Annotated in this window: 17 protein-coding genes; 7 read left to right on the top strand and 10 right to left on the bottom strand. The window is 67.1% G+C overall.

What is annotated here, in order from left to right; genetic code table 11:
- Positions 1 to 727: AAA family ATPase (locus EJC49_RS23875; RefSeq protein WP_148106331.1), on the top strand; the 727-nt coding region annotated here is incomplete at its 5' end.
- 87 nt (positions 728 to 814) lie between these two features.
- Positions 815 to 1,204, top strand: coding sequence for a hypothetical protein (locus tag EJC49_RS23880; protein WP_126702435.1), 390 nt, complete (start codon positions 815 to 817; stop codon positions 1,202 to 1,204).
- On the opposite strand, the gene EJC49_RS23885 is transcribed toward EJC49_RS23880, so the two are convergent.
- The 3 genes from EJC49_RS23885 to EJC49_RS23895 all read right to left on the bottom strand — a co-directional run bounded on the left by EJC49_RS23885 (position 1,205) and on the right by EJC49_RS23895 (position 3,776).
- Positions 1,205 to 1,558 carry a VOC family protein gene (locus tag EJC49_RS23885; protein WP_126702436.1) on the bottom strand — a complete coding sequence of 118 codons (354 nt, stop codon included), beginning with the start codon at positions 1,556 to 1,558 and terminating at the stop codon, positions 1,205 to 1,207. It abuts the gene before it with no gap.
- Positions 1,559 to 1,671: 113 nt separating this feature from the next.
- On the bottom strand, positions 1,672 to 2,010 hold the full coding sequence (locus tag EJC49_RS23890; protein WP_126702437.1) for a hypothetical protein: 339 nt from the start codon (positions 2,008 to 2,010) through the stop codon (positions 1,672 to 1,674).
- Positions 2,011 to 2,072: 62 nt separating this feature from the next.
- The gene (locus EJC49_RS23895; protein ID WP_126702438.1) at positions 2,073 to 3,776 is read right to left on the bottom strand and encodes a thiamine pyrophosphate-requiring protein; all 1,704 of its coding nucleotides are present in this window, start codon (positions 3,774 to 3,776) and stop codon (positions 2,073 to 2,075) included.
- Positions 3,777 to 3,992: 216 nt separating this feature from the next.
- Here EJC49_RS23895 and EJC49_RS23900 point away from each other — a divergent pair, with 216 nt between their 5' ends.
- Together EJC49_RS23900 and EJC49_RS23905 are read left to right on the top strand one after the other, a co-directional pair.
- The gene (locus tag EJC49_RS23900) at positions 3,993 to 4,964 is read left to right on the top strand and encodes an isopenicillin N synthase family dioxygenase (RefSeq protein ID WP_126702439.1); all 972 of its coding nucleotides are present in this window, start codon (positions 3,993 to 3,995) and stop codon (positions 4,962 to 4,964) included.
- A 34-nt stretch (positions 4,965 to 4,998) separates the two neighbouring features.
- Positions 4,999 to 5,739, top strand: a complete 741-nt coding sequence (locus EJC49_RS23905; protein WP_126702440.1) for an alpha/beta fold hydrolase — start codon at positions 4,999 to 5,001, stop codon at positions 5,737 to 5,739.
- Between the two features lies 1 nt (position 5,740).
- Here the strand turns inward: EJC49_RS23905 and EJC49_RS23910 are convergent, their stop codons facing one another.
- The 7 genes from EJC49_RS23910 to chvE all read right to left on the bottom strand — a co-directional run bounded on the left by EJC49_RS23910 (position 5,741) and on the right by chvE (position 14,908).
- The gene (locus EJC49_RS23910; RefSeq protein ID WP_126702441.1) at positions 5,741 to 7,267 is read right to left on the bottom strand and encodes an aldehyde dehydrogenase (NADP(+)); all 1,527 of its coding nucleotides are present in this window, start codon (positions 7,265 to 7,267) and stop codon (positions 5,741 to 5,743) included.
- 42 nt (positions 7,268 to 7,309) lie between these two features.
- Positions 7,310 to 8,245 carry a Gfo/Idh/MocA family protein gene (locus tag EJC49_RS23915; RefSeq protein ID WP_245453544.1) on the bottom strand — a complete coding sequence of 312 codons (936 nt, stop codon included), beginning with the start codon at positions 8,243 to 8,245 and terminating at the stop codon, positions 7,310 to 7,312.
- Entirely contained in the window at positions 8,232 to 9,974 is a 1,743-nt protein-coding gene (gene araD / locus EJC49_RS23920; protein ID WP_126702442.1) for an L-arabinonate dehydratase, read from the bottom strand. Before araD ends, EJC49_RS23915 begins: the two co-directional genes overlap by 14 nt.
- A gap of 14 nt (positions 9,975 to 9,988) precedes the next feature.
- Complete coding sequence (araD1, locus tag EJC49_RS23925) at positions 9,989 to 10,993, bottom strand: AraD1 family protein (RefSeq protein WP_126702450.1); 1,005 nt, start codon at positions 10,991 to 10,993, stop codon at positions 9,989 to 9,991.
- Between the two features lie 5 nt (positions 10,994 to 10,998).
- A complete protein-coding gene (gene mmsB / locus EJC49_RS23930) occupies positions 10,999 to 12,240 on the bottom strand; it encodes a multiple monosaccharide ABC transporter permease (protein ID WP_126702443.1) in 1,242 nt (413 codons plus the stop codon).
- 10 nt (positions 12,241 to 12,250) lie between these two features.
- On the bottom strand, positions 12,251 to 13,774 hold the full coding sequence (gene mmsA, locus EJC49_RS23935) for a multiple monosaccharide ABC transporter ATP-binding protein (protein WP_126702444.1): 1,524 nt from the start codon (positions 13,772 to 13,774) through the stop codon (positions 12,251 to 12,253).
- Positions 13,775 to 13,840: 66 nt separating this feature from the next.
- Positions 13,841 to 14,908, bottom strand: coding sequence for a multiple monosaccharide ABC transporter substrate-binding protein (chvE, locus tag EJC49_RS23940; protein ID WP_126702445.1), 1,068 nt, complete (start codon positions 14,906 to 14,908; stop codon positions 13,841 to 13,843).
- Between the two features lie 242 nt (positions 14,909 to 15,150).
- Between chvE and EJC49_RS23945 the strand changes: the two genes are divergently transcribed.
- The 3 genes from EJC49_RS23945 to EJC49_RS23955 all read left to right on the top strand — a co-directional run bounded on the left by EJC49_RS23945 (position 15,151) and on the right by EJC49_RS23955 (position 17,650).
- Complete coding sequence (locus EJC49_RS23945; protein ID WP_170314854.1) at positions 15,151 to 16,170, top strand: LysR family transcriptional regulator; 1,020 nt, start codon at positions 15,151 to 15,153, stop codon at positions 16,168 to 16,170.
- Between the two features lie 45 nt (positions 16,171 to 16,215).
- Positions 16,216 to 17,139: a 2-dehydro-3-deoxygalactonokinase gene (locus EJC49_RS23950; RefSeq protein WP_126702447.1), complete on the top strand. Its 924-nt coding sequence runs from the start codon at positions 16,216 to 16,218 to the stop codon at positions 17,137 to 17,139.
- Between the two features lie 109 nt (positions 17,140 to 17,248).
- Complete coding sequence (locus EJC49_RS23955) at positions 17,249 to 17,650, top strand: flagellar basal body rod protein FlgC (RefSeq protein ID WP_126702448.1); 402 nt, start codon at positions 17,249 to 17,251, stop codon at positions 17,648 to 17,650.
- The last annotated feature ends 66 nt before the right edge of the window (positions 17,651 to 17,716 follow it).

Here is a 17,716-nt window from a genome sequence, read left to right on the forward strand (position 1 = left end):
TCTCGTCATCCGCCATGCAGGCCTCCAGCCGGGCGATCCCGCGCCCGACATGGCCGAGGTCGAACACCGTGTCGATCGTCTGAAGATCGAGCGTGAGCGCCTCGGCGCGGTCAACCTGCGGGCCGACGAGGAACAGCGCGAACTCTCGGGGCGGCTGGAACTGATCGTCTCGGAGCGCGAGGACGTCGTCGAAGCGATCAAGAAGCTGCGCCAGGCCATCCAGAGCCTGAATCGCGAGGGCCGCGAGCGGCTGCTTGCCGCCTTCGACGCGGTCAACGGCCAGTTCCAGAGGCTCTTCACCCATCTCTTTGGCGGCGGTACGGCTGAACTCCAGCTCATCGAATCCGACGATCCGCTCGAGGCCGGCCTAGAAATCCTCGCCCGTCCGCCAGGCAAGAAGCCGCAAACCATGACGCTTCTCTCGGGCGGCGAGCAGGCGCTGACGGCCATGGCGCTGATCTTCGCCGTCTTCCTCACCAATCCCGCGCCGATCTGCGTGCTCGACGAGGTCGACGCGCCGCTTGACGATCACAATGTGGAACGCTTCTGCAACCTGATGGACGAAATGGCGCGTACGACACAGACCCGCTTCGTCATCATCACCCACAATCCCATTACCATGGCGCGCATGGACCGGCTGTTCGGCGTCACCATGGCCGAGCAGGGCGTCAGCCAACTCGTCTCCGTCGATCTCCAGACCGCCGAGCGAATCCGCGAGGTAGGCTGAGCATGTCCCCCGAAAGTGTGCGCCGGTTTTGGTAAAATGGCACGCGGCAAACCATATATGGCCGGACCATTCTCACGGGACACGATCATGACCGACGACCACGCCGCCCGCGCTTCTGAACTGTCGCTGGCCCTCCAGGCCTTCCACCGCGCCCTATTGCACGCCGAGATCGGCGGCGATCCGGCCTATGACAGCCCCTACACGAAGCTCTTCGCGCTGATCGGCGAACCGCGCTTCGCCTGGATGAAGGGCGTCCCGGAACTGATCGCCCGGATCGACCAGCACAGGGACGACGGCACCTTCGCCGAGCCGGGCCAGATGGACGCCCTGCGCGAGGAAGCCCGCGCCTTTCTCGGCGAAGGCAAGCTCGAGCCTGACGAGACCTTTCGCCTGCGCCATCTGATGGCCATCCAGAGGGAGCCTGACGTCGGCCTTGCTACCGGCCGTCTGCGCAAGGTGCTGGCGGGGCGAACCTGATCAGTCGGCGGCGGCCGGCCCCCACACCGCCAGTTCGTTGCCGGCCGGGTCAGTGAAGTGGAAGCGCCGGCCGCCGGGAAACGTGAAGATCTCGCGGATGATCGTGCCGCCCGCCGCTTGCACCTGCATCAGGGTCTCCTCGATCTCGTCGGAATAAAGCACCGGTAAGGGCTTGGAAACGGCCCCGGGATCGGCGTCGAAGCCGCCGTCGAGCCCCTCCTCGAAAGCCGAATAGCCCGGCCCGTAGTCGGTGAAGGTCCAGCCGAAGGCCGCCGCATAGAAGGATTTCACGCCGTCGATCGTTCCTCCCTTGGCGGGCATTTCGATGTAGTCGAGCTTGCCGGTGGTCCTCATGGTTCCCTCCATTTGTTCATGAAATGTTCTACAAACATCCCGCGCTCCGATCAACCCATGGTCGACGCGTGATCGGACGGTTGGGAGAAGCCTCTTGCGGCATGCCGTCCGCCTCACGCAGCTCGGCATTGCCTCCGCTTGATCGAGCCGTCCATCGCGGCGATCACCCCGATCGCGCGGCTTCTGTCTCTGGTCCATGGCAGGCGCGTATCGGGCAGGAACGGCCCGGCGCCGGAGGCCACATAGAACGGCCTCTTGCCCGGCACCAGGAGCGCGCCGTCGGCTCCGATCCGATGATAGGACGCGAGCGCGTCCCGCCGTGCGACGAGTTCGGCGCAGGGCGTCGAGTCATAGGTCATCGACGAGATGATTTCCTCGTCAAGGGCCGGCGCCATGCTTGTGCATGCGGCGAGGGCGAGGGCGGGCAGCAGGATTATGGCGCGAAGCGGCATGGCGGCGGTCTCGAAGGAGCTTTGTGGCGGGGTCGGACCTCGGTATCGATCCTCGACAAATCCTAGTCCGGCAAGACCGCGACGTCGAGCAGCGCGGGACGTTTCTGGAAGCGAACCACGTTCAGAGCGCTGGCGATCGCGCCGGGCAGGTCCGCCGGATCGGTCACCCGTCGGCTCCAGCAACGGCTCGCTTCCGCGGTCTTCGTGAAGCTTGGCGAGGGTTTCAGCGCCGTCAGCGGCATCCGGTTGGAACGGGAGGCGAAGCCGTTCGGATAAAGCCCCGTCACCGAGGCGCGCACCGCGCCCCATTCCTCGTTGTTGACGATGATGACCAGCACCGGCAGCGACATCGCCTCGGCAATCTGGTGGCACGCGGTCGGGTTGGCGAATATGTATGATCCGTCGCCCATCACCGCCACGCAGACCAGCTCCGGGTCGGCCATCTGCGCCCCCATCGCACAGGGAAAACTCCAGCCCAGCCCGCCCGAATGAGGCTCCTGGAACCAGGAATTGCGTTCTGTGCGGCTGATGATCCCGAGCTGCGCGCCGAGTTCGGAAAACACGCTGGAGCGGATGCCCTCCAGCGCCTGCCCGAGACACAGGCTGACATAGTGCTTGGTGATGCCGCGGCCCGTCTCCGCCGCATTCTCGCGCAGCGTCCGCCGCGTCCGGTCGGAGGTTTCGGCCAGCCGCGCGCGCCGTGCCGAAATCGCCGCGTCGTCGAACGGCAGCACCTCCATCGCCTCGAAAAGCGCCGGCAGCGTCAGCGCGCTTTCGCCCGCGATGGTGACGTCCGAGCGGAAGTTGCGCACCGGGAACCGGCTGAACAGCGGGTCGGGACCGATGTTGATCACCTTGGCGTCCTCGCGAAGCTCATGCCTGTCCGGCCACCAGGGCGCCAAGCTGTCCAGTATGACCACGACGTCGGCCTCGGCCAGCGCCGCCCCCGGATCCCAGCCGACATGGCAGGGATGCTCCGTCGAGATCGCCAGGTGCGTCGCCCACCATGACGATACGGCGATGCCCCAGAGCTCGGCCCAGGCGCCGAAGGCGGCAAAGCTCGCCTCGTCGCCCGCGCCGCGCTGTGCGATCACCAGCGGCCGCTCGGCGCCCGCGATCAGCTCCGCCCCCATCCGCACGGCGGCCGGGTTCGGCGCGCTGGTCACGGGCGTTATCGATCGCGGCCCGTCGATCGCGCCCGCCGGCAGCGGCTCGCATAGCGTCTCGCGCGGCAGCGACAGGTAGACGGGTCCCTTCGGCGTCGATTCGGCGATCGCCGCGGCGCGGTCGAGCAGTTCCACGATCTGCTCGGGAAAGCGCAGCTCGTAGTCCCACTTGCAGGCCTCGCGCACCAGCGCCGCCTGGTCGCGCATCTCCTGGCCCCAGCCGATCGGCACCGTACGCGCGCCGAACCGGTCCTTCTCGGTGATCGGCGTGCGCCCCGACATGATCAGCATCGGCACGTGCTCGCAGGCGGCGTTGATTGCGCCGGTCGCGCCGTTCGAGAGCCCGACGTTCGTGTGCAGCATTACCGCCTGCGGCCGGCCCGAGATCAGGTAATAGCCATGCGCCATGCCCATGGCGGCGTGCTCGTGCGGGATCACCAGCGCCTCCGGCAGCTCCAGGCCCTTGGCCTGCGCTTCCGCCAGCCCTTCGATGATCGGCGGAAAATCGGTGCCGGAATTGGCGAAGACGTAGTCGACGCCCAGCACCTTCAGTCGCGTGAATATCGCTGCGCCCGCCGTCGTCTGGTTCTGTTCGAGCATGGTCATCCTCCGTGCCGCTCCCTGTTACGATGGCGGCGGCGGCGCGTGAAGCCATATGGAGCGGATGAACAGTCGACTTGCCTGCGATATGAGCGATGCGCTGCCGATTTGCAGGGCATTCCGTCGTGTCGGGCGAGCGTGATGGCGGATATCGTGCTTACTCGTCTGGCATGGTGCTTGCTGGGTATCCGGAACAATCCGGATCGAGGAACCACCATGAGTGCAAGTTCAGCCGCAATCGGACTTCCGATCGTCGACGTTTCGGGCCTGTCGTGCTCCGATCCGGAAAAGCGCCGCGCCGTCGGCACGGCCTTGCACGAGGCCTGCCTCGACAAGGGGTTCTTCTATTGCGTCGGGCACGGCATCCCGGCCGGCCTCGTCGAGGCCGTCTTCGCCGAAACGAAGAGCTTCTTCGATCTGCCGATGGAGGCGAAGCTCGCGGTCGACAAGGCGAAGTCCTTCGCCAACCGCGGCTACGAGACGCTCGGTGGCCAGACCCTGCAGGCCGGCGCGCGTCCCGACCGCAAGGAAGGCTACTACATCGGCCTCGAACTGCCGGAGGACGACGCCCGTGTCGTCGCCCGCAAGTTCAACCATGGTCCCAACCAGTGGCCGCAAGACCTTCCCGGCTTCCGCCCGGCCATGCGCGCCTACCACGCCGCCATGCTCGATCTCGCCGAGCGGCTGATGCGCGGCATGGCGCTGTCGCTCGACCTCGACGAGAACCACTTCGCCGGCTTCGTGCGCGATCCGCTGGCGATCCTGCGCCTGCTGCACTATCCGCCGCAGCCGGCCGAGACCGTCGCCGACGATTTCGGCGCCGGTGCGCACACCGATTTCGGCGGCCTGACGCTCCTCCTCCAGGACGACGTCGGTGGCCTCCAGGTTTTCGACAACGACAGCGGCGGCTGGATCGTCGCGCAGCCGATCCCCGGCGCCTTCGTCATCAATCTCGGCGACATGATCGCCCGCTGGACCAACGACCGCTACCGCTCGACGCTGCATCGCGTCGTCAACGCGTCCGGCCGCGAGCGCTATTCCGTGCCGTTTTTCTTCACCGGCAACCCGGATTTCGAGGTCGCCTGCATCCCCACCTGCCTTGAACCGGGCGAAAAGCCGAAATACCTACCCATCAAGGTCGAGGATCATCTCCAGGCCATGTACCGCAAGACCTATGCGGCGGCCTGACCCGTCCCGCGCGCAAGCCAACCGGACATAGTCGATGGCCGCCACCGTCATCCTCATTCACGGCGCCTGGCAGGGAAGCTGGGTTTGGTCGCGACTGACGCCGCTTCTCGAAGATGCCGATCTGCGGGTCATCGCCGTCGACCTGCCCGGAAACGGCGCGGACGCCGTGCCGCCGGAACAGGCCTCGCTCGCCCGCTACGTCGAGCATGTCGGACACATCATCGCGGCAGCCTCCGGCCCGATCGCGCTGGTCGGCCACTCTGGCGGCGGCGTGGTCGCAACGGCCGCGGCCGAGCGCTTTCGCGAAAGTGTCGAGCGTGTCGCCTACATCGCCGGCATGATGCTGCCGCCTGGCATGGGCTTCGGCGATGTCCTGCGCGACGTGAGGGCGGCGGAGAATGGCCTGCTCGGCATCGGGCCGCATCTCGTCTGGTCGCCGGATAGAAGCGTCTCGTCCGTACCGGACGAGGCTGCTGCCGACGTCTTCCTGAACGACGTGCCGCGCGACGAGGCGCTGCGCCTCGCCGAAGGTCTCACGCCGCAGGGCGAGGGCGGTCGCGCGATTTCCACCGCGTGGACGCCGGGGCGGTTCGGAACGCTGCCGCGCCTCTACGTTGAATGCGCCGACGACCGCTCCGTCCTGATGACCGTGCAGCGCCGCATGCAGGCGCTCGTGCCCGGTGCGGCGCGGATGACGCTCGATGCCGGCCATGCGCCCCAAGTCAGCCAGCCCGCGCGGCTGGCCGAGGTTCTGGTCCCCTTTCTTAAGGGATAGTTCAGATCGAGCGGATGTCCTCCGGCAGCAGTTCCGCCGGCATGTTCTGGTAGGCCACCGGCCGAAGGAAACGGCGGATGGCCAGCGTTCCAACCGACGTCGTCGAAACGTTCGTGCTCGCAGGATAGGGGCCGCCGTGCATCATCGAATCCACCACCTCGACCCCCGTCGGGAAACCGTTGGCGAGCAGCCGGCCGGCCTTGCGCTCCAGCACCGGCACCAGCGTCGAAGCCAGCGCCGTGTCAGCCTGATCGAGATGCAGCGAGCAGGTGAGCTGGCCTTCCAGCCCATGCGCCACGGCCATCATCTCGTTCTTGTCGCGCACCTTCACCAAAACGCCGAGCGGGCCGAACACCTCTTCGGCCAGCGCCGGGTTTGCAAGGAAGGTCTCGCCGGAAACAGCGTAGAGCCACGGCCCGACATTGCGCCCCTCGACACTGGTCGCCACCAATTCGCGCACGCCGTTCGTGTCGCGGATGCGGCACTGCCCCGCCTGGAAGGCGCTGGCGATGCCGTCCGACAGCATCGTCTGTGCCGCGATCTTGCCCATCACGTCAGCCATCGTCGCCTCGAAGGCGGCCGCCTCCGGCCCGTCGATCAAGATGCCGAGCCCTGGATTGGTGCAGAACTGGCCCACCCCCATCGTCAGCGAGCCCGCCCAGCCGGCGGCGATCTCCGCGCCGCGCGCCTTCAAGGCATGCGGCAGCAGGAACATCGGGTTCACCGATCCCAGTTCGCCGAAGAAAGGTATCGGCTCTGGCCGCGAGCAGGCCAGGTCGAACAGCGCCCGTCCGCCCTTCAGCGATCCGGTGAAGCCAATCGCCTTGATCAGCGGATGCTGCACCAGCGACTCGCCGGCCTCGCGCGTGTTGGACTGCACCAGCGAGAACACGCCCGGATGTACGCCGCACTTACCGATGGCCTCGAGGATCGCCTCGGCGATGATTTCGGCTGTGCCCGGATGTCCGGGATGCCCCTTCACGACCACCGGGCAGCCGGCGGCGAGCGCCGATGCCGTGTCGCCGCCAGCCGTCGAGAAGGCGAGCGGGAAGTTCGACGCGCCGAACACCCCCGCCGGGCCGAGCGCGCGCTGCACCAGGCGGATGTCGGGGCGCGCCGCCGGCTTGCGGTCGGGCATCGCGGCGTCATGCCGACGGTCGAGAAAGTCGCCCTTCTGGATATGGCTGGCAAACAGCCGCAACTGGCCGGCCGTGCGGCCGCGCTCGCCTTCCAGCCTTGCGGCGGGCAGGCCCGTCTCGGCGGTTCCGATCTGGGTGATCTGCGGCCCGCGCGCCTCGATGGCGTCGGCGATGGCGTTGAGGAACGCCGCGCGCTCGGCGCGGGATGAATAGCCATAGCTCCAGAACGCCTCTTCGGCGGCTTTCGCCGCGCGATCGACATGCGCGGCGGTGCCCGCTGCAAAGCGGTGCGGCGCGCCGGTCGCCGGCTGCGATTCGAACGTCGCGTCGCCCGCGACCCATTCGCCCGCAATGAGGTGCTTTCCGCCCGGCTGATAGCTGTCGGTCATGGTCTTCCTTTCCGTCTGTGTCTGGCTGTCCGGCGGTCGGTGCTAGTCGTGAAAGGGATCCGTCACGATGCGCCGGCCCAGCATGAAGGCATCGGCGACATGGACCAGGGGAGAGGCGTCCACGTCGCTCATACCCGTCGCGAGAAGCTCGGCGAAACGGGCATAGATGCCGTCATACTCGGCTTCGGCTGGCTGGTCGACCGTTCGCCCGTCAATTTCCAGCTTCGCGCCACCGGCCGAGAGCGTCAGCGCGCCTTCGGTCGTCTCGACCCTTATGTCCCAGGTCTGCGGCCCGGTCTGGCGCCAGTCGAAATCGGCCGTCACCGGCGCGCTGGTCGTATCCGCGAAGGCGAGCCGCGCCGCGATCGGCGTGTCGCGGTTCTCGGGAAACTCAAGCTCGGCCGAGGTGATGTGCAGGGGCCGCGGCATGATTTCCGTCACGATCGACAGCGCGTTGATGCCGGGGTCGAACACGCCCATCCCGCCCGCCTGCCAGATCCAGGCCTGGCCCGGATGCCACTTGCGCACGTCCTCGCGCCAGACGATGTCCGCCCGCGTCACCGTTCGATCGCCCAGCCATGCCTTCGCCGGCGCCACGGCGGGCGCGAAGCGCGAATGCCATGTGGCGAACAGCGTGCGGCCATTCGCCCTGGCAAGGTCGGTCAGCGCGTGAACCTCCGCTACGGTCGCGCCCGGCGGCTTTTCCAAAAGCACGTCGCGCCCGGCCGAAAGGGCGGCCCACGCCATGCCGAAGCGCACCTGCGGCGGCACGCACAGCGCCACCGCCGTCACGTCCGGCCGCGCGGCCAGCATCGCGTCCAGTTGCGTGAAATGGTCGAAGCCCGGCAGCCCCGCGCCGCGCGTCACGATCGCCGACAGCGAGAAGCCGGGATGCCGGCCGATCGCGGGGATGTGCTGGTCGTGCGCGATCTTGCCCAGCCCGACGATCGCGATCCGGGTCGGTTCAGTGGCTTTCACGAGGCACCTCGTGTCCGCGCGAACCGACGAGGAAGTCGAAATCCGCTCCGGTGTCGGCACCGCCAACATGCCGGTGGAACAGCTTCGCATAGCCGCTCGCGGGTTCTCGCGCCGTCGGCTTCCAGGATTCGAGCCGCGCCCTGATCGTCTCCTCGGGCACGTCGAGATGGATGCGCCGTTCCGCGACGTCGACCTCGATCATGTCGCCGTCCTGCACGATGGCGAGCGGTCCCCCCCTCGCGGCCTCGGGCGAGGTGTGCAGGATCACCGTCCCGTAGGCGGTGCCCGACATGCGCGCATCGGAGATGCGCACCATGTCGGTGATGCCCCTTCTCAGCACCTTCGGCGGTAGGCCCATGTTGCCCACCTCCGCCATGCCCGGATAGCCGCGCGGGCCGCAGTTCTTCAGCACCATCACCGAATTCTCGTCGATGTCGAGGTTCTCGTCCTCGATGCGTGCCTTGTAGTGGTCGATGTCCTCGAACACGACGGCCCGGCCGCGATGCTTCATCAGGTGCCGGCTCGCCGCCGACGGCTTGATGACGGCGCCGTTCGGCGCCAGGTTGCCGCGCAGCACGGCGATGCCGCCCTGTTGCGTCAGCGCGCGATCGACCGGGCGGATCACCTCCTCGTTCCAGTTGCGCACCTCGGCGATCTCCTCGGCCATGGTGGAACCCGAGACGGTCAGCGCGTCGCCATGCAGCTTGCCGCCGTCAAGCAGCATCTTCAGCACCACCGGTAGCCCGCCGGCATAGAAGAACTCCTCCATCAGGAACCGTCCCGACGGCATCAGGTCGACGATGGTAGGTATGTCGCGGCCGCAGCGGTCCCAGTCGTCGAGCGAAAGCTCGATGCCGACGCGGCCGGCGATGGCCAGAAGGTGGATCACCGCGTTGGTCGAGCCGCCGATCGCGCCATTAGCGCAGATCGCGTTCTCGAATGCCTTGAGCGTCAGCACGTCCGAGGGCTTCAGATCGTCCTTCACCATCTCGACGATGCGCCGCCCCGTGAGGTGCGCCATCACGCGACGGCGCGAATCGACGGCGGGAATCGCCGCGTTGCCCGACAGCGCCATGCCCAGCGCCTCGGCCATCGACGCCATCGTCGAGGCCGTGCCCATGGTGTTGCACGAGCCCGGCGAGCGCGACATCGACTGCTCGGCCTCCAGAAAGTCGGCGCGGCTCATCTTGCCGGCCTTGATGTCTTCCGACATCTGCCAGAGCGCCGTGCCGGAGCCGACCCGCTCGCCGCGGAACCAGCCGTTCAGCATCGGCCCGCCCGACACGAGGATCGCCGGAATGTCGACGCTGGCCGCGCCCATCAGCAGCGCCGGCGTGGTCTTGTCGCAGCCGGCGAGCAGCACGACGCCGTCGAGCGGGTTGGCGCGCAGCGCCTCCTCCACGTCCATGGCGCACAGGTTGCGATACATCATCGCGGTCGGGCGCAGCGAGGATTCGCCCGGCGAGAACACCGGAAACTCCACCGGCAGGCCGCCCGCCTCGTAGATGCCGTGCTTCACTCGTTCGGCGAGGTCGCGCAGATGCGCGTTGCAGGGCGTCAGCTCCGACCAGGTGTTGCAGATGCCCACCACCGGGCGCCCGTCGAACAGGTCGGCCGGCAGGCCCTGGTTCTTCATCCAGGACCGGTGGTAGATCGCGTCGCGGCTTTCGCCGCCATACCATTCCTGCGAGCGCAATCTGCGCGGCCAGGCCGCCTTGGTAAAGCTCATCGGTTGATCCAATCTCACAAGGCGCTGACGCGCACGACCTCGTCCCGGCCCGGCTGCGGGGTGATCGTCCAGGCATTGCGCAGCGGCATGCCGAAGGGCGGCGCCTCGATCTCGAACACGTCGCCCGGCTCGGTGCGGATGCCGTCGGCGAACGACAGCGTCGCAGTGCCGAACATGTGGACATGCACGTCGCCCGGCTGGCGGAACACGCCGTACTTGAAGTGGTGATGCTCCAGGTTGGCGATGGTGTGCGACATGTTCGCCTCGCCCGAGAGGAACGGCTTCTCGAAGATCGTCGCCCGGCCGCGCTTGATGCGCGAGACGCCGCGCACGTCCTGCGGCAGGTCGCCCACCAGGATCTCGGGGCCGAAGGAGGCGGGCCTGAGCTTGGAATGGGCGAGGTAGAGATAGTTCACCCGCTCCATCACGTGGTCGGAAAACTCGTTGGCCAGCGCGAAACCGACCCGGAAGGGCTGGCCGTCCGCCCCGATCACGTAGATGCCGGCGATCTCCGGTTCCTCGCCGCCGTCGTCGGCGAAGGCGGGGGAGGCGAGTGCCGCGCCAGGCGCCGTCACCATGGTGCCGTTCCCCTTGTAGAACCATTCCGGCTGCACGCCGGGCTTGCCGTTGCCCGGTTTGCCGCCTTCCACGCCCATGCGGAACATTCGCATCGAATCCGTCAGCGTCTCCTCGTCCGCCTTCAGCGTCTTCTGGTGCATGCTGTCGCGCGTCGCGGCCGAGCCGAGATGCGTCAGGCCGGTGCCGGTCAGGTGCAGGTGCGCGGGGTCGGGATGCAGGATGGGCGACACCAGTCTGCCTTCCTCGTAGGCCTTGGCCAGGTCGACCGCCGGGCCGAAGCCCAGCTTGCCGATCCGGTCGGTGATCTTCTCGCCGTCTCGGGCGCAGTCGAGCGCCAGCGCATGCACGCTCGTCGCGCCCTGCACCTCGAACGCCTCGGTTCCATCCCGTGCGATGACCTTGAGGTCGCCCGCCGGAGTCCTGATCTGGGAAAGCAGCATGGCCATCAGCCCTTGTTCTTGTTGTAGACGTCGAAGATCACGGCCGCGAGCAGCACCAGGCCCTTGATCATTTGCTGGTAGTCGATGCCGATGCCCATGATCGACATGCCGTTGTTGAGCACCCCCATCAGGAAGGCGCCCACCACCGCGCCGATGATGGTGCCCACGCCGCCCGACATCGAGGCGCCGCCGATGAACACGGCTGCGATCACGTCGAGTTCCAACGCGAAGCCCGCCTTCGGCGTGGCGGTGTTCAGCCGCGCGGCGAAGACGAGGCCGGCCGCCGCCGCCAGCACGCCCATGTTGGTGAAGGCCAGGAAGGTCAGCCGCTCGGTGTTGATGCCCGACAGCTTGGCCGCCTTCTGGTTGCCGCCGAGCGCGTAGATGCGCCGGCCGACCACCGTGTTGGAGGTGATGAAGGCGTAGATGACGGTCAGCACGCCCATGGTGATCAGGACGTTGGGCAGGCCGCGGAAGGTCGACAGCTTGTAGGTGATGAAGACGAGCGCCGCCGCCACGATCGCGTTGCGCGCCACGAAGAAGGCGAAGGGCTCGTCGTCGATGCCGTAGGCGCGGTTGCGCGCCCGCTGCGTCAGTCCCATCCAGACGATCGCCGCGGCCGTGACGATGCCGGCCGCCAGCGCCAGAACGTTCACCTGCCGCACGTCGAAGAAGCCCGCGAGCGTCTCGCCGATGCCGGCGGGGAAGAGATCCGGCACGAAGCCGTTGGCGATCACCTGGAACTCGCGCGGGAAGGGGCCTACCGACTGCCCTTCGAGCAGCCACAGCGACAGTCCGCGAAACACCAGCATGCCGGCCAGTGTCACGATGAAGGACGGGATCTTCCAGTAGGCGACCCAATAGCCCTGCGCCGCGCCGATCAACCCGCCGACGACGAGGCACACGATGATGGTGACGAACATCGACTGCCCGTGGTTGACCATCATCACGGCGGCCAGCGCGCCGATGAAGCCCATCACCGAGCCCACCGACAGGTCGATGTTGCCCGACACGATGACCACCAGCATGCCGAGCGCCATGATGACGATGTAGCTGTTCTGCAGGAGCAGGTTGGTCACGTTGACCGCCCTCAGCAGCGTCCCATCGGTTACGATCTGGAAGAAGATCATGACGACGATCAGCGCGAGCAGCAGCCCGTATTCGCGCAGGTGCGATGCCAGATAGGCGCCGATTCCCTTGCCGGAACCCGTCTCGCCCGCCTTGTTGACGCCTTCGGCCAGAGCCATCCTCTTCTCCTTAGTCGTTGACGATGAGCGACATGATGCGCTCCTGGCTGGCCTCGGCCGCCGGAAGCTCGCCCACCAGCGCGCCTTCGCTCATCACGTAGATCCGGTCGCACATGCCGAGCAGTTCCGGCATCTCCGACGAGATAATGACCACGCCCTTGCCCTGGGCGGCCAGTTCGTTGACGATCGTGTAGATTTCATACTTGGCGCCGACGTCGATGCCGCGCGTCGGCTCGTCGAGGATCAGCACTTCCGGCGAGGTGAACAGCCACTTGGCCAGCACCACCTTCTGCTGGTTGCCGCCCGACAGGTTCACCACCTTCTGGAAGACGGTGGGCGTGCGCGTTGCCAGCGCCTCGCGGTAGCGTTCCGCGACCCGCGTCTCCTCGTTGCGCTTCAGCACCCCGCGCGACGACACGCCTTCGAGGTTGGCGAGCGTGGTGTTGAAGCGGATCGTCTCGTCCAGCACCAGCCCCAGCGACTTGCGATCCTCGGTGACGTAGGAGATGCCCGCCGCGATCGCACGCTGGACCGTCGACACGTCGACCGGCTGGCCTTTCAGCTTCACGGTGCCGGAAATGTCGCGGCCCCACGAGCGGCCGAAGATCGACAAGGCCAGTTCCGTGCGTCCCGAGCCCATCAGCCCGGCGATGCCCACCACCTCTCCGGCGCGCACGTTGAAGCTGGCGTTCTTGATGACCTTGCGCTCGGCCCGCTCCGGGTGCCAGACGCTCCAGTCCTCCACCTCCATCAGCACCTCGCCAGGCGTGCGCTCGTGCTGCGGGAAGCGGTGCGTCATGTCGCGGCCCACCATGTCGCGCACGATCTCGTTTTCCGACAGCCCCGCCTTGGCGTCGAGCGTCGAGACCGTCGTGCCGTCGCGGATGACCGTCACCGTGTCGGCGACGTAGCGCACTTCGCCGAGCTTGTGGGAAATCAGGATGCAGGTCACGCCGTGCGCCTTCAGCTCCAGCATCAGGTCCAGCAGCTTGCGGCTGTCGGTCTCCTGCAGCGCCGCTGTCGGCTCGTCGAGGATCAGCAGCTTGACGTCCTTCGACAGCGCCTTGGCGATCTCGACCAGCTGCTGCTTGCCCACGCCGATCTGGTCGACGAGCCGCGTCGGCGGTTCTTTAAGGCCCACCTTCGCCAGCAATTGCTCTGTCCGATGGTTGGTCTCGCGCCAGTCTACCACGCCACGCTTGCCGCGCTCGTTGCCGAGGAAGATATTCTCGGCGATCGACAGCTGCGGCACCAGCGCCAGCTCCTGATGGATGATGATGATGCCGCGATGCTCGCTGTCGGCGATGTTGCGGAAGCGCGCGGGTTGGCCGTCATAGACGACCTCGCCGTCGAAGCTGCCTGCAGGATAGACGCCCGACAGCACCTTCATCAACGTCGACTTGCCGGCGCCGTTTTCGCCGCAGATCGCATGGATCTCGCCCCGGCGCACCTTCAGGTCCACCCGGTCGAGCGCCTTGACGCCCGGAAACGCCTTGGTGATCTGGCGCATTTCGAGAAGGATGTCGGCGGTCATGTCCATTGCCTTGCATGCGGCGGAAGGCGAAGCTCGCCTCCCGCCAGTGCCCTTGGCTTGCCGTGCTTACTGCACCTGTTCCTTGGTGTAGTAGCCGCTGCCCACCAGGATCTCTTCCCAGTTGGTCGCGTCGACCGAAACCGGCTCGAGCAGGTAGGACGGGATCACCTTGACGCCGTTGTCGTAGGTCTCGGTGTCGTTGATCTCCGGCTCGCCGCCGCCCAGCACCGCATCGACCATGCCGACGGTGACGCGGGCGAGTTCGCGGGTGTCCTTGAAGACGGTCGAGTACTGCTCGCCGGCGAGGATCGACTTGACCGAGGGAACCTCGGCGTCCTGGCCCGACACGATCGGCATCTTCATGTCGCCCGAGCCGTAGCCGACGCCCTTGAGCGAGGACAGGATGCCGATCGACAGGCCATCATAGGGCGACAGCACGCCGTGCACCTGCTTGTCGGTGTAGTGGGCCGACAAAAGGTTGTCCATGCGCGCCTGGGCCACCGCGCCGTCCCAGCGCAGCGTGCCCACCCGGTCCATGCCCATCTGGCCGGACACGATCGTCACCTTGCCGGAATCGATCATGGGCTCCAGCACGCTCATCGCGCCATTGTAGAAAAAGTAGGCGTTGTTGTCGTCCGGCGAGCCGCCGAACAGCTCGACGTTCCACGACGCCTCGTCGGGGAAGCGCTCCTCGAGCCCCTTCATCAGCGAGCCGGCCTGCTGCACGCCCACCTTGAAATTGTCGAAGGTGGCGTAATAGTCGACATTGCCGCTGTCGCGGATCAGGCGGTCGTATGCGATGACCTTGATGCCGGCCGCTGCCGCGTTCTCCAGCGCGTTCGACAGCGTCGTGCCGTCGATCGCCGCGATCACCAGCACGTCGACGCCCTTGGTGATCATGTTCTCGATCTGGGCGAGCTGGTTCGGAATGTCGTCCTCGGCATATTGCAGGTCGGTGCCGTAGCCGGCCGCCTGGAACTGCTCGACCATCGAGTTGCCGTCCGAAATCCAGCGGGCCGACGACTTGGTGGGCATGGCGATGCCGATGGTGCCCTTGTCCTGCGCGAAGGACGGCACCACGAAGGCGGCCGCCAGCAGTGCGGTCGTTGCCAGCGCAACGTTGAGAAGTCTCATGTTTCTTCCTCCCATGACGGAATGTGCCGGAGCGTGGCTGCCCGGACCGGTTCGATGGATCGCACGGGGAGATGGCGGGCATCGCGATGCCTCGCATTTTCCTCCCGTCGCCAAAGGACCGGTTGCCCAGAAACCGGTTCCTCCCTTCGGCTCGGCGATTGGCATCATTCAAGCCATGCTCGTCAAATGCATTCTTGCGTGATAGTCATACCAGAAATCATATATCTAGCCGTGAAGAGACCATGAGCGCACGCAATCGCGGCTCGCCTGCCCTGCCCAGCCGCGACGATCTCGTTCGGCGGGGTTTACGGCTGGCGCATCTGCGACTGATCTGCGCCCTGAAGGAAACCGGCCAGATGGGGACGGCCGCCGCCCAACTTGCCATCTCGCAGCCCGCTGCCTCGCGCATGGCGGCCGAGATGGAGGCGATCGTCGGCATGCCGCTGCACGAGCGCCACGCCCGCGGCATCGTGCTCACGCCCTTCGGCGAGCGCTTCGCGCTTCGCGCCGCCATGATGCTTCAGAACCTTGACGACACCGCCCGCGAACTGGTCGAGATGGAGCGCGGCAACCAGGGCACGGTGTCGATCGGCTCGGTCACCGGACCCGCACTCGATCTCGTTCTGCCCATCATCCGCCGCGCCCGCGTCACCCATCCCGCGATCTCGATCACCGTCTCGGTCGACACAAGCGACCGGCTGGCCGAGGACCTGCTCGCCTCGCGCGTCGATTTCTTCATCGGCCGGCTGCTTGGCGACGTCGACCCGAAGATGTTTGCCTTGACCGAGATCGGGTCGGAGCCGCTCAGCGTCATCGCCCGCAGCGGCCATCCGTTGACGCGCCAAGCCAGCGTCACGCTGGCCGACTGCGTCGCCTATGACTGGGTGCTCCAGGCAAGCGGCAACCTCATGCGCCGCACGGTCGAGAACCATCTGATGGCCCACCAGATCCCGCTGCCCGGCAAGGTGCTGTCCACCTCTTCGCTGCTCTTGACGCTGGCCTATATCAGCCAGTCCAACGCGGTCTCCATGGTCGCGAAGGCTGTGGCCGATTTCTACAGCCGCGAGGACGGGCTCGACGGACGCATCGTCGTCCTGCCTGTCGACGCGGCCATCAAGGTTCCCGCCTATTCACTGATCACCCACGCCCAGCGCGCCTTGTCGCCGGCCTCGCGCATCCTGTACGAGATGGCCCGCGACGCCGTCGACGCGGCGCGGTTTGCCCGGCAGGAGCGCGGTGCTGATGCATCACCCGCCCCGTAGTCCGCCGTCGACCGCCAGACCCACGATAGCATTAGGAAACGATCGATGACCCGCCCATCCCCGAGCACTCCCTTCTGCGCGGCGATCGACTGGGGCACCACCAATCTGCGGATTTGGGTGCTCGACCAAGCCGGCGGCGTGCTCGGCGAGCGCGCCAGCGGGGAGGGCATGCGGGCCTGCATGCCCGATCGCTTCGAAGCGGTCATGGAGGGCCATCTGGCCGATCTCGGCGCCCCGTCCGGCCTGCCGGTCATCGTCGCCGGCATGGCCGGCGCGCGCGGCGGCTGGCGCGAGGCGGCCTATCTTTCCGCGCCGGTCGAGCTCGACGCCCTGCACAAAGGCGCCTTCGTCGTGCCCCACCCGACGCGCGACGTGCGCATCCTGCCCGGCGTCTGCCAGCGTCTGCCAGGGCGCGAGGACGTCATGCGCGGAGAGGAGACGCAGCTCGCCGGCGCGATGGCGCAGGGTCTCGCCGATGGCCTCGTCTGCCTCCCAGGTACACACTCGAAATGGGCCTCGATCGAAGCCGGCCGCCTCGTCTCCTTCACCACCTTCATGACCGGCGAGCTTTTCGCGCTGCTTGGCCATCACTCGATCCTGAAGGACACGCTGGGCGAGGGCGGCTTCGAGCCTGACGATCCGGCCTTTCGCGGGGGCGTCGAGGACATGCTGGAAGACGGCGCCGCCATCACCGGCAAACTCTTTTCGCTACGCGCGGCTGCCCTGCTCAGCGGTGCCGCTGCGCCCCATCCCCGCGCTCGCCTCTCGGGCCTGCTGATCGGTGCGGAAGTCGCTGCCGCCCGCGCCATGCATGGCATCGGTCGCGAGGTCGGCCTTGTTGCGAGCGGAACCCAGGCCGAGCTCTATCGCTCCGCGCTCGGCCTCGCCGGCTTCCGCTTCCATGTCCTCGACGGTGGCGCTTTGGTGCGGCGCGGTCTGCTGGATGCCGCCCGCGCGCTCTGGGGCTGAAATCTCCCAGGCCCTCGCGGCGCATTCGTTCGAATGCCGCGCGTCCCGTAAACCGGCCAGCAACCGGTTGGGGCTAAAACAGCCGAATGGGCGTCATCGGGTTCAAGTCATGATCGGCAACGCGGCCGGCATCGCGCTTTCGGGCATGCTCGCGGAGAGCACGCGCCTGAACGTCGCGGCCGGCAACATCGCCAACGCGCGCACCACCGGCGCGCTCGAGCCTGCCGCCGGGGCGACCACGGTCTACCAGCCGCTTCAGGTCGAGAGCGCGTCGACGCTGGGCGGCGGCACGGTCGCCATCGTGCGGCCGCTCATTCCCGGCTACACCGCCGCCTTCGAGCCGTCAGCGAGCTTCGCCGACGAAAATGGCCTCGTCGCCGCACCGAACGTCGACCTGCTTGGCGAGGTCACCGGGCTCATGCAGGCGAGCCTCGCCTTCCGCGCCAACCTCGCGGTCTTCGAGACCGCTTCCGACATGATGCGCGCCCTCTTCGATCTGGGCGAAGACTAGCCGACCGGCGCGCTCGCGCCGGCCGCTCGATCGCATCCCTAGTCGATGTCGAAGGAGACGCCCTGC

Source organism: Aquibium carbonis (genome assembly GCF_003970795.1).
GTDB lineage: Bacteria > Pseudomonadota > Alphaproteobacteria > Rhizobiales > Rhizobiaceae > Aquibium > Aquibium carbonis.

Bases quoted from the DNA above. Each gene is read 5' to 3' on its own strand.
- EJC49_RS23890 (WP_126702437.1), bottom strand. From the start codon at position 2,010: ATGCCGCTTCGCGCCATAATCCTGCTGCCCGCCCTCGCCCTCGCCGCA.
- chvE (WP_126702445.1), bottom strand. From the start codon at position 14,908: ATGAGACTTCTCAACGTTGCGCTGGCAACGACCGCACTGCTGGCGGCC.
- EJC49_RS23945 (WP_170314854.1), top strand. From the start codon at position 15,151: ATGAGCGCACGCAATCGCGGCTCGCCTGCCCTGCCCAGCCGCGACGAT.
- EJC49_RS23955 (WP_126702448.1), top strand. From the start codon at position 17,249: ATGATCGGCAACGCGGCCGGCATCGCGCTTTCGGGCATGCTCGCGGAG.
- EJC49_RS23895 (WP_126702438.1), bottom strand. From the start codon at position 3,776: ATGCTCGAACAGAACCAGACGACGGCGGGCGCAGCGATATTCACGCGA.
- EJC49_RS23950 (WP_126702447.1), top strand. From the start codon at position 16,216: ATGACCCGCCCATCCCCGAGCACTCCCTTCTGCGCGGCGATCGACTGG.
- araD1 (WP_126702450.1), bottom strand. From the start codon at position 10,993: ATGCTGCTTTCCCAGATCAGGACTCCGGCGGGCGACCTCAAGGTCATC.
- EJC49_RS23900 (WP_126702439.1), top strand. From the start codon at position 3,993: ATGAGTGCAAGTTCAGCCGCAATCGGACTTCCGATCGTCGACGTTTCG.
- EJC49_RS23910 (WP_126702441.1), bottom strand. From the start codon at position 7,267: ATGACCGACAGCTATCAGCCGGGCGGAAAGCACCTCATTGCGGGCGAA.
- mmsA (WP_126702444.1), bottom strand. From the start codon at position 13,774: ATGACCGCCGACATCCTTCTCGAAATGCGCCAGATCACCAAGGCGTTT.
- EJC49_RS23885 (WP_126702436.1), bottom strand. From the start codon at position 1,558: ATGAGGACCACCGGCAAGCTCGACTACATCGAAATGCCCGCCAAGGGA.
- mmsB (WP_126702443.1), bottom strand. From the start codon at position 12,240: ATGGCTCTGGCCGAAGGCGTCAACAAGGCGGGCGAGACGGGTTCCGGC.
- EJC49_RS23905 (WP_126702440.1), top strand. From the start codon at position 4,999: ATGGCCGCCACCGTCATCCTCATTCACGGCGCCTGGCAGGGAAGCTGG.
- EJC49_RS23880 (WP_126702435.1), top strand. From the start codon at position 815: ATGACCGACGACCACGCCGCCCGCGCTTCTGAACTGTCGCTGGCCCTC.
- araD (WP_126702442.1), bottom strand. From the start codon at position 9,974: ATGAGCTTTACCAAGGCGGCCTGGCCGCGCAGATTGCGCTCGCAGGAA.